The 15495-nt window shown below is 43.8% G+C and carries 13 protein-coding genes; 3 read left to right on the top strand and 10 right to left on the bottom strand.

The features are described 5' to 3' along the window. Window positions 1-63 precede the first annotated feature (63 nt). Window positions 64-1746: an aspartate:alanine antiporter gene (locus AC6I7V_RS07870; RefSeq protein WP_255230538.1), complete on the bottom strand. Its 1683-nt coding sequence runs from the start codon at window positions 1744-1746 to the stop codon at window positions 64-66. A 235-nt stretch (window positions 1747-1981) separates the two neighbouring features. Then, complete coding sequence (locus AC6I7V_RS07865; protein WP_032548707.1) at window positions 1982-2245, bottom strand: GrxA family glutaredoxin; 264 nt, start codon at window positions 2243-2245, stop codon at window positions 1982-1984. A 430-nt stretch (window positions 2246-2675) separates the two neighbouring features. Between AC6I7V_RS07865 and AC6I7V_RS07860 the strand changes: the two genes are divergently transcribed. Next, complete coding sequence (locus tag AC6I7V_RS07860) at window positions 2676-3956, top strand: iron-containing alcohol dehydrogenase (protein WP_498010617.1); 1281 nt, start codon at window positions 2676-2678, stop codon at window positions 3954-3956. Between the two features lie 70 nt (window positions 3957-4026). Here AC6I7V_RS07860 and AC6I7V_RS07855 read toward each other — a convergent pair whose 3' ends face one another. From AC6I7V_RS07855 to AC6I7V_RS07835, 5 genes are all read right to left on the bottom strand, one after another. Further along, on the bottom strand, window positions 4027-4881 hold the full coding sequence (locus AC6I7V_RS07855) for a MurR/RpiR family transcriptional regulator (protein WP_032548710.1): 855 nt from the start codon (window positions 4879-4881) through the stop codon (window positions 4027-4029). Between the two features lie 369 nt (window positions 4882-5250). Continuing rightward, window positions 5251-6894 carry a pyridoxal-dependent aspartate 1-decarboxylase PanP gene (gene panP / locus AC6I7V_RS07850; RefSeq protein ID WP_498010616.1) on the bottom strand — a complete coding sequence of 548 codons (1644 nt, stop codon included), beginning with the start codon at window positions 6892-6894 and terminating at the stop codon, window positions 5251-5253. Between the two features lie 133 nt (window positions 6895-7027). Next, window positions 7028-7555 carry a hypothetical protein gene (locus AC6I7V_RS07845; RefSeq protein WP_255230541.1) on the bottom strand — a complete coding sequence of 176 codons (528 nt, stop codon included), beginning with the start codon at window positions 7553-7555 and terminating at the stop codon, window positions 7028-7030. A gap of 207 nt (window positions 7556-7762) precedes the next feature. Further along, window positions 7763-8668: a LysO family transporter gene (locus AC6I7V_RS07840; protein ID WP_498010615.1), complete on the bottom strand. Its 906-nt coding sequence runs from the start codon at window positions 8666-8668 to the stop codon at window positions 7763-7765. A 34-nt stretch (window positions 8669-8702) separates the two neighbouring features. Further along, window positions 8703-9623, bottom strand: a complete 921-nt coding sequence (locus tag AC6I7V_RS07835) for an HDOD domain-containing protein (RefSeq protein ID WP_255230543.1) — start codon at window positions 9621-9623, stop codon at window positions 8703-8705. A gap of 364 nt (window positions 9624-9987) precedes the next feature. Here AC6I7V_RS07835 and AC6I7V_RS07830 point away from each other — a divergent pair, with 364 nt between their 5' ends. Beyond that, the gene (locus tag AC6I7V_RS07830) at window positions 9988-10569 is read left to right on the top strand and encodes a TfoX/Sxy family DNA transformation protein (protein WP_255230544.1); all 582 of its coding nucleotides are present in this window, start codon (window positions 9988-9990) and stop codon (window positions 10567-10569) included. Between the two features lie 119 nt (window positions 10570-10688). On the opposite strand, the gene AC6I7V_RS07825 is transcribed toward AC6I7V_RS07830, so the two are convergent. The 3 genes from AC6I7V_RS07825 to AC6I7V_RS07815 all read right to left on the bottom strand — a co-directional run bounded on the left by AC6I7V_RS07825 (window position 10689) and on the right by AC6I7V_RS07815 (window position 13852). After that, a complete protein-coding gene (locus AC6I7V_RS07825; protein WP_255230545.1) occupies window positions 10689-11231 on the bottom strand; it encodes a hypothetical protein in 543 nt (180 codons plus the stop codon). Between the two features lie 187 nt (window positions 11232-11418). Beyond that, window positions 11419-11916 carry a response regulator gene (locus AC6I7V_RS07820; protein WP_498010614.1) on the bottom strand — a complete coding sequence of 166 codons (498 nt, stop codon included), beginning with the start codon at window positions 11914-11916 and terminating at the stop codon, window positions 11419-11421. Further along, entirely contained in the window at window positions 11909-13852 is a 1944-nt protein-coding gene (locus tag AC6I7V_RS07815; protein ID WP_498010613.1) for an ATP-binding protein, read from the bottom strand. Before AC6I7V_RS07815 ends, AC6I7V_RS07820 begins: the two co-directional genes overlap by 8 nt. A 185-nt stretch (window positions 13853-14037) precedes the next feature. Here AC6I7V_RS07815 and AC6I7V_RS07810 point away from each other — a divergent pair, with 185 nt between their 5' ends. Continuing rightward, complete coding sequence (locus AC6I7V_RS07810; protein ID WP_498010612.1) at window positions 14038-15300, top strand: DUF945 family protein; 1263 nt, start codon at window positions 14038-14040, stop codon at window positions 15298-15300. The last annotated feature ends 195 nt before the right edge of the window (window positions 15301-15495 follow it).

Genomic DNA, 15495 nt, shown 5'->3' with positions numbered 1-15495 from the left:
GCAAAAAAAATGCACTAACTCTTGCGAATTAGTGCATTGGAAAAGTCTGAACGAACCTAGTCGTTAGCTAATAATAATGATGAAAGTGCCGGCTAAGGTCATCAATATGTTGGCTATCGCGTATGTACCCGCATAGCCCAGAGCAGGGATTGTTGAGCGAGCGTGGTCATTTACGATGTCCATTGCGGGAGCACAGGTTCTTGCACCAATGATCGCCCCAAATAGCAGTGCGCGGTTCATTTTAAGAATATAAGCGCCAACTAAGTACGCGAATATGACCGGAAGCACACTTACAATCAATGCAATACCTATCACCTGTGGGCCGACTTGAGTCAAATGCTCGAATATCTTACCACCAGCGCTTAAGCCTATGCCGACCATAAAGAACATCAAACCAAGGTCTTTGACCATGTTAAGAGCACCCTGAGGCACGTAACCAAAGGTAGGGTGGTTTGCTCGTAAGAAGCCTAGCATAATGCCTGAAAGCAGTAGGCCAACCGCATTACCAAGGCCAAACGAAACTTGGCCGAATGTCATGGTAATGAGACCGAATAGAATCCCCAGAATGAAGAAGCTACAGAAAGCCATTAAGTCTGCCATTTGACTATGAATCGAGATGAAACCGATTTTCTCAGCTAGGCCGTGAACACGGCTCTTCTCGCCACTGACCTGCAGAACGTCACCTTTAGCTAACACTATGTTCAGATCCATCGGCATTTCGATTTGAGCACGCACAACGCGGTTCAAGAAACAGCCATATTCTGACAAATTAAGGTCTGATAGGCGTTTACCCGCAATGCTGTCACTTTTTACGACGATCTCTTCTTCCACGATACGCAGGTCAAGAAGATTACGGTCGAACACCTCTTTGCCGTTTCTAAAGCTAGGGTCAAGACGAGCATGGCTGTCTGGGAAGCCCACTAGTGCGATTTCATCGCCTTCTTGCAAAATCGCGTCACCATCTGGGTGGGCAAGAATGCCGTTACGACGGATTCGTTCAATGTAACAACCTGTTTGGCGGTAGATGCCTAGCTCACGCAGGTTCTTACCGTCTGTCCAGTCAATGAGCTCTTGTCCAACACGGTAAGCACGAATGATCGGTAGGTAAACTTTACGTTGTCCAGACGCACCGAGACCACGCTCTTGCGCTATCTGCTCTGCAGAGTCATGTAGATTGACTTTTTGCAGCTTTGGAATCATGCGAGCGAACATGATCATACTGATCAAGCCGACTAAGTATGCCATTGCATAGCCAACCGAGAGATTTTCAATAACTAGGCTAATATCCATGTTTCGGGGTACTTCTGCGAGCCCTGAATTGAGGGCATCTTGGGCACCTACCAAAATCGGTGTGGCCGTGAGTGCACCAGCCATCATACCCGCAGATAGGCCAAATCCTAACCCTAGGTATTCACTACAGAAGTAGGTGAGGGCGATAGCGGTAGAGAGCACAACTAAGCTCAAAATGAGGTAGTGTTTACCATCTCTAAAGAAGATTCCGAAGAAGTTCGGCCCCGCCTCAATACCTACACAGTAGATAAACAGCATGAAGCCAATGGTCAGTGCTTCTGCGTTGAATGAGAAGCCGAGGTGACCCATTATTAATGAGGTGATTAAGACACCAATAGAGTTACCTAGTTGAAGGTTTCCAAAGCGGATTTTACCAATGGCAAGACCAATCGCTAATACGACAAAGATGAGAAGAATAGGGTTTTGCTCAAGCAACAGTACAACGTCGATATTCACAGCAGCGGCTCAGTATAAGGCGTGAAACATAAGATAGTGTAGAGATGTGAATTGTATCTAATTTTAGATAAATTATAAGCGCTAATTTGCAGTTTTACTTGATTTTAACGTGATTCATTTTTGTTCTACGCATTAAAAAAGCTCACGTGAAGCACGTGAGCTTTAAAATAAGGCTTTGTTTATGATTTTATGAGCTTTTGCGACAGGTTTAGCTTATTAAAATCAATGCGGTCGATTAATCGAAAAGACCTAGGTTCGCTTTTGCGTATGCTTCGAAGTCATCACAGCCACCGATGTGCTCTTGGTCTACGAAGATTTGAGGAACCGTTTCAACTGGCTTACCTACTGTTTTCTCTAGGTCTGCTTTGCTGATGCCTTCTGCGTGAATGTCAACATAGCGGTAGTTGAAGTCATCACGCTTAGCTTTAAGAGTCTCAGCGTGCTCTTTAGCACGAACACAGAATGGACAAGCAGGGCGACCAAAGATTACTACAAACATTTCATTTCTCCTAAATACGGGATGAAGCTCGTTAACCCAAATATGTTAACTATTCTTAAAGGGATACGACTCAAAATTCTTAAAACTAACTATGCCTTAATGCTATGGGGAAATAAAGATGGAATCGCCTGTTAATGCGATAGGTTGTACCTATCAGCTTAAATAGTATTCATTCACACCAGCGCTTCGCTCGAAAGCCCTCGCTAGACGCAAGGAGATAGGGTACAGAATGTGAATCAGCGCTAATAATCTGACACTAAGCCGTTATTAATGCGACAAGTTGCACCGCGTCAAGAAAATTAGATTCAGTTACGGGCATCTTGTAGTTAGATAAATCACATGGCATTTAAATAAACAGTTAACCGCATTTTAGCAAACCGCAACAACAAAGAGTTCGTAGTATTGTTTGGTCATAGGCGCAGGAGGCACCATGTTTCAATTTATGACATCTACAAAGATCATCTTTGGTGAAGGAGCACTGGCGTCTTCACTGTCTCAGTTTAATCAGTATGGTTACAGTGTGTTATTGGTAACTGGGAGTCATCTAGAAAGAACCACAATTGTTACCGAATATCTCGACGCACAAAATATGCGCTATCAGCATATCGCAGTATCTGGGGAGCCAAATATAACCATGGTTGAAGAGGCTGCCACTTCGGCACGCCGATTTAAGCCCGATATGGTGATTGCGATGGGTGGTGGTAGTGCCATTGATATGGGGAAAGCGTTGGCGGCGATTCTGCCGAATCAGGGGAATGTGTACGACTACGTAGAAGTCGTGGGGCGTAATGTGCCTTTGAAGACGAAGCCGTTACCTTTCATTGCGATTCCAACCACGGCAAGCACCGGTGCTGAAGTCACCAAAAATGCGGTACTTAAGTCTGGGCAAGATAAGGTTAAAATCAGTTTACGCAGCCCTGATATGCTTGCAGACGTGGCTATTATCGACCCAACGCTTACCTATGGTACGAGCCTGTATCTGTCCGGCAGAGGAGCAATGGACGCGTTCACTCATTTAATGGAAGCTTATGTCTGTGGAGAGCCGAATCCGTTAACGGATATGATTTGTGAAGAAGGGCTAAGAAAGCTCAGTGCTTCTGTGGTGAAAGCGTGTGTTGAAGATAACCCTCAAGCACGTTCTGATCTGGCATTTGCATCGATGCTAGGTGGTATGGCAATTACCAACGCAAAACTTGGTGCGGCTCATGGCTTAGCGTCGGCATTAGGCGGAAAGATACATGCGCCACATAGTATTATTACTGGTCGTTTAGCGCCTTTGGTCATGCTAGAGAATATCGAGGTCGCAAGAGAGCAGGGTCGTGACGATATCTTGGCTCGCTATCAACATATCGCTGCAATCGTAACAGGCGACGAGAACGCAATTGAGGAGCAGTCAGTCAGTTGGCTTTCAGAGCTACTCGACACACTTGAAATACCAAGTCTTATTCAATTTGGGGTCTGTAAAACACCGTTTGAAGATGTTGCTGAGGATGCGATGAAGTCGGTGGCGATCAAGGGTAACCCACTGCCACTTAATAAGGCGCGGCTGGTGCATATCTTAGAGAAGGTGTGTCGTGACTGCAGTTGTGATTCTTCGCAGCTTCAGCAGACAGGTTTCCCTGAAAACGGAGCGGAATCGAGTTTTACGATTATTAACTCCTACGCTTCACAAAACAGCATCGTCGAAAAGGGCAACAGCTGGACGATATAAGAGAACAATCAGTTTGAGTAAACAAAAACGGAGCCGTGCGGCTCCGTTTTTTTACTTGTCTACATTCAGTTTAGAACTGAGAGTATTTCTCGTAGCGTGAATCACGCAGTGACTCTTTAACGCGTTTTAGATTTTCGCGGAAACCAGTGCCACGACGCAGCGTGAAGCCAGTAGCCAGAACATCAATAACCGTCATTTGTACTACGCGACTTGCCATTGGCATATAAACGTCAGTATCTTCAGGCACATCCAATGAAATAGACAGTGAGCTTGCCTTATCCAATGGAGAATCTTTAGCTGTGATGGCAATCACCGTTGCACCATTTTCACGAGCTAAGTTCGCAATTTCAACTTGGCTCTTAGTACGGCCTGTGTGTGAAATCAGAACGATAACATCGTTGTCACTACAGTTAATGCAGCTCATGCGTTGCATCACGATGTCTTCAAAACAGGTGATTGGGATGTTGAAACGGATGAACTTGTTTTGAGCATCTCTAGCCACAGACGAAGACGCACCCAAACCAAAGAATGAAATACGCTTAGCTTGCGTTAGCAGGTCAACCGCGCGGTTGACTTGCATTGAATCTAGGCTATTTTTCGCCACATCCAGACACGCCATTGTCGATTCAAAAATCTTATGCGTGTAAGCATCTGGTCCATCATCTTCTTCAACGTTACGGTTCACATAAGGTGTTCCGTTTGCCAAACTCTGAGCTAGGTGCAATTTGAAGTCAGGGAAGCCTTTCGTATCTAAACGACGGCAGAAGCGGTTAACAGTAGGCTCACTCACATCGGCCATTTTTGCCAATGTAGCGATACTAGAATGAATAGCAGTTTGAGGGGAAGCCATAATGACTTCAGCGACTTTACGCTCAGACTTACTGAAATTTTCCAGGTTTTTTTGTATTTTTTCTAATGTATTCATAGTGTTCACGAGGGTATAGAGAACAACTTGCTAGTTAATATCTGCTTACCCGGGGAGTGGCTGAAACAAATAGCAGGCAGAGTTATCAATCAATAACAAGTTACAATGACAATGCTCTTTAGTACTGCCGTTTCAAATAGATATATATTTAACTAGCACCATAGGATAAGTATAAACCTAACACACTATTTACTAATACAAAAACACGGGATGAATGCTTCAGAATATGACAAACCTCAACAAAATTTTAGAAAACTACAAAACTGGAAGAGGATTTGAGTAAAAAAAGTGCAAATAGGCGTTGAAATGACGTGTTAGTTACATCAAAAAGAAATAAATTTTCAATCTGATGCAACTAAATTTGAATAACTATGACTGAATCTTACTGACTAGTGTTGCGATCTTACCCATTAAGTTCGGAGCTAGCTTAGCGATTTCGCGCTGCTCCTCTAACACAGAGGTTAAGATCTCAGTACCCGTTAGCGGGTTAGCCAGCACTACACGGAACACGATGATGTGTTGGTGTGACCAAGCTTCAGGGTTAAGGCGCGTACGAGATACGAAAGACTTACCTGTTTCACGCTGCTTCTTCTGAATGAATTTCGTTAATTCGTTGAGCAGTTCGTTAAGTTCTGTGCGGTCAGCGTCATTCGCTTTTTCGAGCGCTAGTTTAACGCTTTCAGGCACATAACGGTAAGTCAGAAGGCACAATTCAGGTTCAGAAACGAGCTCGAAGTCACTTTGTTGTTTAATAAGGTCTGCAAAATAGCGTGCTTTATTAATGCTTTGGTCGATCAATAGTTCGTAACCAGGACGACTAATGATGTGCATAGCTGCGTATACAAGCATTGCCATTCCAGAGCGAGACCCCTCTAATGTATGACTTCCTAGATCCTTTGAGCCTTTACGTAGGATGTACTGAGCATGGTGTTCAATGGCTGTCATAGCGTCAGGCTTTTTGAACAGCACCATACCCGCACCCATAGGGATGTAGAGCTGTTTATGCGCATCAATCGTTACTGAATCTGCCAGTTCAATACCATCTAACAGATGACGATGATTGTTCGACATAAGTGTTGCACCACCCCAAGCAGCATCTACATGGAAGTGACACGCTTCTTCGGCACAAATTTCAGCCATTCTCTTCAGTGGGTCAATGTTGCCGGTTTCGGTTGTACCCGCAACACCGATTACTGCGAACGGTTTGATGTTTTTGCTTTTGAGTTCGGTGATCTTACGTCTCAGGTCTTCAGTACAGATCTTGTTGTCGTTGTTTGTTTTTACAGAAACAAGACCTTCTTGACCGATACCCAGTACGTCCGCTGCTTTTTTCAGGGAGTAGTGGCCGCGCTCAGAAACCAAAATCGCTAGGCCTTCATAGCCGTAGTGCTTCATCGCCTTGAACAGGCCTTCTTTCTCAACGCCCTTAAACTCGCCTTGTGCCTTAAGTGCATTGTTACGTGCAACCCAAAGAGCGGTGATATTGGCTATTGTGCCGCCAGAGCAGAAAGCGCCTAGTGAATGGTTAGCACTGTGCATCCAACGAGAGTAGAAAGCATCATCTTGCTGATAGATAAGACGGTGCAGCATTCCCAATACTTGACGCTCAAGTGGTGTAAATGCTTTCGAGGTTTCGATTTTTACCAAGTTCTGGTTAAGCGCAATCATGATCTTTGACAGCGGCATCAAAAAGTACGGCAGAGCCGAGGTCATATGACCAATAAAACTTGGCGCAGATGTATGAACTGAGTGAGAAACGAGTGAGTCGAGTAGGTGCTCGGTATGTTCAGAAACAAACTCAGGCTGCTCCGGGATAGAAGCATTGGAAAAATCCTTCTCAATCTCTCGAAGCGGCTTCTCTTCAGCCACGATATGCTCTCGTAGAAATTGATTCAGGTTTTGTGACAGTTTGTCTTCGATTTGTGTAAGTGTTGAGTCTGGACCTTCCGGTACTGTGAAGATACGCAGTAGGCTATCAAAGCTTACATCTGCTGTTTTTTGTTCCGTAACCATAGCAAGCGAGTTATTTTTCTAATATTGACGCGAGCGGGACAATCTAAACGAAAACGGGCACAAAGTCCCGTCTTAATTATGAAATCCCACTTCCCATAAACGTAACTTTTTAGAAGGAGTCACGTTTATGCCGCTATTTACACTGAGTATTTTCTACTTTAGCGATAGATTGGTTGTAACGCTGCAGGGCTGTATCGATCTGTTTCGGGTGGCTTAACAGCTCTGCAAATGCAGAACGCAGCTCGTAGTTTTGAGCGTGTGGCTTAGATTGACGATCATCAAAGGTTGTTTTTGCGATTTTGCCTAGCTCATCGTCACGCTGTGATAGCGCTTTGATGTCATGCTGTTCCAGCTTTAGCCAACCTTCAACAGATTGCTCGGTAGCGACTTTGCTTGAATCGTTAACTAGGTAGTAGCGAACAGCTGCTCGGTTTAACTCGAAGTGGTGCTTACGGCCTTCAAGGAACCACTGGCTTACTTCTTCAAGCTCTGGGTATTGAGCTGCAGTTAGGTCTGCAAGATCGGCATACCAATTTAGAGAGGCGTCGATGTACGCATCGTATTTTTCAGCAAGACATTGTTGGTTTCCAGTTAGGCTCTCTGCTGCAAAAGAGAAAGTAGAAGTTGATGCTAGCAGTAGTGCGACACAAAGGCGTTTCATAGTGGTTCCTTTTTGGGTTTATTCTTTTTAGAACTGATTTTTATGTAGAACTATGTCTTCACAGATTACCGTGATTAGTATTTGTTGAGCAACGACACTTAGTGTCTTTTTATTTCGGTAACTGTTTCAGGATCTTGGGCAATCTTAAAGTCTCGAGTACAAAGACACCGACGCATTCTAATGGAAAATAGGGGCCATTCCTGCGATCTAGTTAGCAAGAGATACAAAGAATAGCATCAATACCGGCACTAAGAGACTCAAAATGAAACCGCTGACAATCGCAATAGGCACACAACGCACACCACCGGTTGTCTGTATAACAGGAAGGGTGAAATCCATCGCTGTCGCGCCCGCGTACCCAATTGAAGTACAAGGGTAACTTCGTATCAACATCGGAATCACGACCAGAGCGACCAATTCACGTAGTAACTCCAGCATAAAAGAGGCGCCGCCATAAACGGGACCAAAAGCGTCACCCATCAAAATCCCTGCTAAAGAATACCAACCGAAGCCGGATGACATTGCGAGAGCCCGAAATAACGGGATATCTAACAGGTAGGCTGCCATCACGCCGCCCAACATAGAGGAGATGATAATGGTGGCAGCGATCACCATGCCGTGCTTATTTAATAGGATTTGGCGTAGTGTTAGACCACTGTTTCGAAGTTGAATACCAATAAAGAACAGCAATGCGAACAGAATCCACTCGCTCGCGGTGTCTACCCAGGTCAAACCGATTGGTAGTAGTAGACCTGCGATAAGACCCGTGCCCACAACAAGGATCAACTTGGCCGATTCCAGCGCCATAGAAGAGAGTGGCAGTTTCTTCTGACTACTGTCTGTTTGAAGTGGAAGGGCCTTATCAATTAAAGGTAACGCCAGTAGATTGCACGCGCTTAGGCAGACGAAGAATGTTGCAGTGTAGAGCAAGATCGTTTGTAGGTTGCTGCCTAGGTTATCTAGCGCAGCAAGGCTCAACCCCATTAACCCCAGAATGACGTATATTAGAGAAGACGTTGCACGGTTGATCGTTTCTAGCGTCTTTTCATTTGAAATAGAAAATAGGTAACCCACTACAAGTGGGGCAAAAATGAAGATCATCCCTGTAAACATGATTCCCTCGATGCTGACTTAGCGGTCTATCACCTTATAAACCGCTGGCACTGATAACGTCGTTAAGCTGTCCGTGGAACTCATTGTCATTTAAGTTGCTGAGTTGATAGAGAACTTCAGCTCCAGTAACGTTAAGTTCGACTTCGTGAGAGTCGATGTTTTCATCATTGTTTCTAAACATCAAGAGATGATTAGCAATTCGTGCAATATCGAGGTAAGAAACATCTTTCTCACTGTTTATTGAGGACTTATTTGAAGATACATCAATAAAATCACGGTCGAACCCCCACTGCTTTAATACCAATTGACTGGTTGCAGAGCACTGGGTTTGGAATATTTGCAGGGCGATGTCTTGGTCGAGGTAATTACCTTTCTCTAAATAGTAGTGATATTCGCTGACCAGACAGAATAGACCGATGTCAGCAAGTAAGCCGACCAATAGGGCTTTTTCTTGCTCTAGGTAGCTGTATTCTTGTGGTTCATACTCTTTGAATTGATTGGTGACCAATACCATAGTTGCACCAAGCTCTTTTGAAATCGATGCGCTCTGTCTTAGTAGCTGATTGCAATCTTGGCTGAGGTTGATGCTGTGTTTCAGTTGCTCAATCGCTTGAGCCGTCACAATGTCACGAACCCGCAAAATACCAAGACGAGAAACAGCAGTCATGATATCGACACAAGTAATGTTGCGGCGGTTGAACACCACGGAATTGGCAACACGAATCACAATGGCGGTTAAACCGGGATCCTCGAGCAAGCATTTTGCTACATCAGCAATTCCTGTCGATTCGAGAGTACAAAGTTTCTGAATTTTCAAAACCACATCTGGGATGGGAGGTAAGTTGATTTTACCAGAGGAAATAGAACTGCTAACCAATTGTGCGAACTCGGTTTCAAGTCCTTTGAGTAGAAGTGCTTTGTTCTCAGGAAGCCAATAAAAGGATAAATGATTCATATAAAGAGGATAAATGACAATATCTACTCATTTTACAAGCCGCAGTGATGCCGTGCAATAGAACAAAAACAGAAATCAGTTTTAGCTAAAAACAACTAAACCTGAACCGGGGTAACACTAGGCGTCAAAATAAAAGCGCCAAATAATGGCGTAGTGTGATATGAATCATGAATTTTTTTGATGTTCAATGAATTGCTGTGAGCTAAGTCCAGACTTAATTTTTGTTTCGAAGTATGATTTATTTTAAAGGTGGAAAACAAACCATAATATTCACCTATATTTAGAACATTTTATTTTCGCATACAAAAAGCTGCTTATCTGGTGATCGTACTAATCGGGGTAATAAGATTAAGGATCAATGGATATGACTGAGACAGCATTTATTAACTACGTAAGTAAGTTTGGTGAGCACCAAAAACGTTCAATGTTTGGAGGTACAGGCCTCTTCCAGAGCGATGCGATGTTTGCATTGATCAGCGAAGGTTGTTTATTTATTCGCGGTGGTGAGTCATTAGATGAAAAATTGACGGCTCTAGACTGTGAAAAATATCGCCATGTCAAAAAGCAAACGACAGCCACTGTAAATTACTACGATATTACCGATCTGTTTACCTGCGAGCACCCTGATCTGGATAGCATTATTCGAACTTCTATCGATAATTCAGTTCAGCAACGCAGTTTCAAAAAATCAACGGCCAGTCGCCGTTTACGCGACCTACCTAACATGCAACTCACGTTAGAGCGTATGGTTAAGAAAGCGGGTGTTGAAGATGTCTCTATGTTCATGCAGTTAGGTGCACCTGAAGTTTTCAATAAGGTCCGTGAAACTTACGGTAATGATGTTGACTTAAAGCTACTTTGGAAGTTTGCTGGTGCCATTGATGGTATTCACTGGAAACTGCTTCAAGAGCCTCGCAAACAACAGCTATTAAAGAGCTGCCACTAGAATCCTCCTATATGTTCCAGATTATTCAATATAAATAAAAACCGAGGATATAATCCTCGGTTTTTGTTTATCTATTTAATCGCTTACTTAGCTCACTTTAACTGAAGCCAAAAAACGTCTTAGAACTTGAAGCGAGTCGTGAACATAACCTGTTCGCCGTAGAAGTCGTTGATTCGCGCTTCAGCACCAATGGAGAATAGCTCTGTAGAGTGGAAACGAGCGTAAACAGAACCAATCCAATCGTCGTTGTCATCGATAGATACGTAACCCGCTTTACCACCAACCTCAAGTTGTGGGCCTAACCATTGACGAATACCTAGGTTGATCTCCATACCTAGATCTGTAGAGCTAGAGTCTTCTGGCTGTACGATACGCATTAGCATTTCACCCGTAAGGTCTGCCCAGTTGTTGATTGGAGAGTGGAAGCCAAGACCAACACCAGAGTCGAAATCGCCTTCGAACTCAGAATCGATGCGTGCTACAGCGTGAGCATTTGGGTGGATTGACTTACTGAACGCACCACCGAAAGTAACTGGGCTTGCGCCGATACGAGCTTCAAAGTAATCGTAGCTGAAGTTGCTCATTACTTGTGGTTGGTCATCGGCTGCAAATGCTTGGCTAGATGCCAGAAGCATAGCGGTAGTCAGTAGAATTTTACGCATAACGACAGTAAACCTTTATTAATGTTAATTCCCTATGTTTGCACCCAGTGGCACAAACAATAAATATCGAGACATTCTAGTCTAACTTGTAGAAAAGTAATCCTTTTAAATGCCAATCATTTGTCATTTAGCTAAAAAATAAGCAAATTGAGTGCCATTGTGCAACTTTGATTGTTCAATTTGCTATCTACTCACCAAAACTGGTGCGCTTATTTGCCATAGTTGTAAGAATTCTTTCTGTATCGAGGATCGACGTCCACTGCAACAGATTGTCGTCTTCTTGAATAACATAATCGGTGAGTTGTTGAATAATGGTGGCTCTGAGTTCGTCTCCACGCCAAGGTTTCGAGATATAGAAGTCAAGGGCAGCGTTGTTAATTGCAGTCACGGTGTCTTCTAAACCCGCTTGCCCAGTCAAAAGAAGCTTACGAGTGGGTTGAGTTGAAGACTGCTGGTTCAATTCAATCAGGAAATCGATGCCGGTTTTGTCTGGCATGATATGATCGCAGAGTATCAGCGCCAATTTTATGCCGTCTTGCTGCATATCTTTGATCACCTCTTTTGCCTCGTAAACCGACTCTGCGCCTTCAATCGCAAAATCGTCTTCAAATGGTGCAAGGTCTTGAAGGACGCTATTGAGCACTTCTGGCTCGTCATCAACACATAGAATTAGGTACTTATTCATTTGAGGCTCCTTGTGAATCGAGAGGCAGCCATACCTGCATCGAGGTATAGCAGTCTGGCTCTGAGTCAACAGTAATGAATCCGCTGTGCGCAGTCACAATTTGTTGAGAAATAGAGAGTCCAATTCCTAGACCGAAGTTTCCCTCCTTCTTAGTCGTGAAATTGGGGTTAAAAATGGCTTCAAGATTGGCAGAGTCGATACCATGCCCGTTGTCTTTTATCTCGACAACCCAATAAGTTTGTTGATTGCGTTGCTTCTGAGAGGTTGTGATCTCAATCGTACCGCGCTCGGGCAGGGCATCTAAAGCATTAGACAAGAGATTGGTCCAGACCTGCTGCAACGCCAATGGTTGGCAAAGCAGTCGAGGTAGGCTGCTATCGTAGTGTTTTTCGACGTTATGAACTTTCAACCTATTTTCAAAAATCACTAAGGTATCTTCGAGCCCTTCGTGAAGGTCAGCATGTAACTTGGCTTCGTCGTCTTGCCTTGCATAACCTTTAAGGCTTTTGACCATATCCGCAATTCGTTTACTGCAAACCTGGATTGAGCGAATAGAATTTCCGACCAAATGGTAGTGTTCTAGATCGTTAAGTAGCTCTTTGGCAGCAACCGGACAGTGCTTCAGTGTCTCAATCACCTGTGGCTGATCGGTTAGGTTCAGTTTTACCGCTTTCTTCGCCATTGCCCGGTCACTAATTGTTGAGGTGAGAGCTTTGACTAAGTCCCTCTCTCGAGCTGTCGAAAGTGGTTTAGATTGTTTCGCCGTGGCGAGCACTTGAGTGGTCAATGGTGAATTCGGTAGGGTTGAATTTAATAGAATCGAGTCAAGATTATCAGCAAGCGTTTCGATGCTGCGCAGTATCGCCGCAATCGGGTTGTTCAACTCATGAGCAACACCTGCGACGAGTTGTCCAAGCATCGCCATCTTCTCTTTTTCAATCAGTTGCTGGTGGGCAGATTCGAGTGATTCTAATGTCTCTTGCAGGCGAAGCTTAGTGGTAATGCTGCGTTGCAGGCGGCGGTTAAAATGGCGCAGTAGTAGATTGGTGAACAGTGGTAATAGGGCGCTGTTTGAATGCATCACTTGCGAGAAAACATCTCGATCTAGCTTAATAACATGAGTTGGCGTTAGCGTAATTGCCGTAGAAAAAGAGGGCTCACCAGTCACAAACGACATGCCACCAACAATGTTCCCTTTGGTGTGTCTCACCACTTCACGTTGCTGACCTAGCTCATCCTTTTTATATAGAGCCACTTCTCCATCAGTAATAAACCATAGGAAGCGGTTGTCTTCTCCCTCTTTGGTCAACAAGTGATCGGGAGAGTAGATGCGAATTGCTTTGGTTTTATCATCTTGGGAGAAGAAGTCTTGTAGTGCGTTGATCACTTTTTCTGCCAGAGCTGTATCGGAAAGCTGATGAAAGTCGTGAATAAAGCCAGACTGGAATGAACGTATTTTCTGTTCGATATGAGCGCGTAAGATTCGCTGCTGGTCCAGTACTTGGCTATAAGTGAGTAAGTCGTCAGCCGCATATTTGATGATAAAAGAGGTGAGCTCTTTTTGAGCAGATTTGAACAGCACTTGATCGGTAACAGGTTTGGTCAAGCAGTGATTTAAACGTCCTTCATTAACCGCGGTTAAGATAATTTGAATATCTGACGATGCGCTAACCAAAATCGTGCGCGCCGTATTAGTATGTGGCAACTGCTCGAGTTCGATAAGGAATTGCACACCATCGAATTGAGCGTGATGGTGGGTAATCACCAATGCGACGGTTTGGTGGTTGTCGTGAATGTCCTGCAGAGCCTGATGCGCTTCGTCGAGATTTTCGGCAGCATAAATATCAAACGTCGCTGAAAATGGTGCGAGCTCACTGCGAATCCGCTCAATACTAATTGGATTATTATCTAAACAAATAACAGCGTATTGGTTCACGTGTTTCCCTCTATAGCTTCCCTACACCTAGAGTATCAATATGTGTCAGTAAAGGATGAGAGCTAGTTGGTAATTTGCTGAGCTGATTGAAGTATTCTGCAATAGACTGATTTAACGCAATGTTTCCTGAATGCTATTGTTAGGTTAGACTGAGTATTACAAACGATCGTAATTAAAGAGAACACATGGAACAGCTTAGAAAAATCGGTGCCATTGGTGGCGCTATTTCATTAGCACTCTGTTGGCCACTTGCCGTTGGTCAGATTGGGCAGAATGCGATTACAGATGGTATCGCAACATTAAACAGTTCTAGCATTCAGGCTGAAATTGTTGATTATGACCGCGGTTACCTATCATCCAATGTAAAAACACGCATTACGATTATCGATGAGAGCTTAAAAGAGCAGTTAGCCATTGATGGATTGCCAACCGAGTATGTTGTTAACAGTGACGTTAGTCATGGTTTGATTAGCCTTGATGCGTTGTCGACTCTGGAAGATCAACCGAATCTACCACTGACTCTAACTACGAACACTGAACTGAATGGCAACACCAGCTTTAATCTCGAGCTGAGCCAGCTGAACCATCAGGGTAGCGCTGAGAAGCAAACTTCAGTGTCTATTACTAAGTCGACAGTATCTGGTCATGCAACCGTACTGGGACAGATTGACTACAAACTTGATATTCCGTCTATTCAGATTGATTTTCCATCTGGTGAAGAGATGACGCTATCAAACCTGCAAGGTGTAGGCGAAGGTAAGCAGGCGAAAGGCTACTGGTTGGGTACTCAGAACTTTACTATTGGGTCGTTTGCCTTAACCGATATGCAAATGAAACCTTATGTGTCAATTCAAAACTCTCAGTACGACTTTGAATCGCATCTTGATGAAGCAACGAAACGCCTGCGCAGCAATCTGAAACTGAACATTGCATCGATTCAAACCAGCGATGGTGAGGTGAACAACCTTAATGTTGATTTTGAGATGGATAAGCTAGACAGCCAATCTTTTGAGAAAGTGTTTGAGATCTATCAATCGAACCCAGTACTCACTCAGGAAGATATTGCGCAGATCATTCCTTACATTGATACCCTGTTCGCAAAAGGTTTCGATCTTTCGATGAAGAATATCTCGTTGGATTTAGGCGAGGGTGAGTTTCATTCTAAGTGGCTAGTCAGTGTTCCAGAAGGTACAGAAAACATCAGTAGCGATCCAAGCCTTATTATTCCAGCCCTGAAGGGGGATATTAGTTCAAGCTTCTCTAATGAACTAGTACAAGAGTACCCGTTTATTCAAGAGGGCATTGATGAGTTGATCGTAATGGAGATGATTGAGCAAACAGAAACAGGTTACGAAATTCACGCTGCACTAGAAAATGGAAATTTAGTCTTTGAAAACGGACAAGAAATTCCATTAATTGCGTTATTAATGCCAGCTTTAATGCAGTAAATTGAAGCACAATCATCGTGAACACGTCTATTAGCTAGCTAAAGCTCGGGTTTTTAATCGATACACAACAAAAGAGGTCTGTAGACCTCTTTTGTTGCTTTTTATGTTGGGTAAAACGTGGTATTACTTGCATAGTTATATCGATTTACAGTTATTTGATCTAACGTGACATCGAGCCACAGTTATTATGAGCAG

It is taken from the genome of Vibrio sp. KUL70, from assembly GCF_059725515.1.
Note: the sequence above shows the minus strand (reverse complement) of the source record. Positions and strands in the feature narration are given on the sequence as shown.

What these genes read in the sequence shown, in the direction of transcription:
- AC6I7V_RS07830 (WP_255230544.1), top strand. Translation starts at nt 9,988, where the DNA reads ATGACTGAGACAGCATTTATTAACTACGTAAGTAAGTTTGGTGAGCAC.
- AC6I7V_RS07860 (WP_498010617.1), top strand. Translation starts at nt 2,676, where the DNA reads ATGTTTCAATTTATGACATCTACAAAGATCATCTTTGGTGAAGGAGCA.
- AC6I7V_RS07855 (WP_032548710.1), bottom strand. Translation starts at nt 4,881, where the DNA reads ATGAATACATTAGAAAAAATACAAAAAAACCTGGAAAATTTCAGTAAG.
- AC6I7V_RS07810 (WP_498010612.1), top strand. Translation starts at nt 14,038, where the DNA reads ATGGAACAGCTTAGAAAAATCGGTGCCATTGGTGGCGCTATTTCATTA.
- AC6I7V_RS07835 (WP_255230543.1), bottom strand. Translation starts at nt 9,623, where the DNA reads ATGAATCATTTATCCTTTTATTGGCTTCCTGAGAACAAAGCACTTCTA.
- AC6I7V_RS07840 (WP_498010615.1), bottom strand. Translation starts at nt 8,668, where the DNA reads ATGTTTACAGGGATGATCTTCATTTTTGCCCCACTTGTAGTGGGTTAC.
- panP (WP_498010616.1), bottom strand. Translation starts at nt 6,894, where the DNA reads ATGGTTACGGAACAAAAAACAGCAGATGTAAGCTTTGATAGCCTACTG.
- AC6I7V_RS07845 (WP_255230541.1), bottom strand. Translation starts at nt 7,555, where the DNA reads ATGAAACGCCTTTGTGTCGCACTACTGCTAGCATCAACTTCTACTTTC.
- AC6I7V_RS07865 (WP_032548707.1), bottom strand. Translation starts at nt 2,245, where the DNA reads ATGTTTGTAGTAATCTTTGGTCGCCCTGCTTGTCCATTCTGTGTTCGT.
- AC6I7V_RS07820 (WP_498010614.1), bottom strand. Translation starts at nt 11,916, where the DNA reads ATGAATAAGTACCTAATTCTATGTGTTGATGACGAGCCAGAAGTGCTC.
- AC6I7V_RS07825 (WP_255230545.1), bottom strand. Translation starts at nt 11,231, where the DNA reads ATGCGTAAAATTCTACTGACTACCGCTATGCTTCTGGCATCTAGCCAA.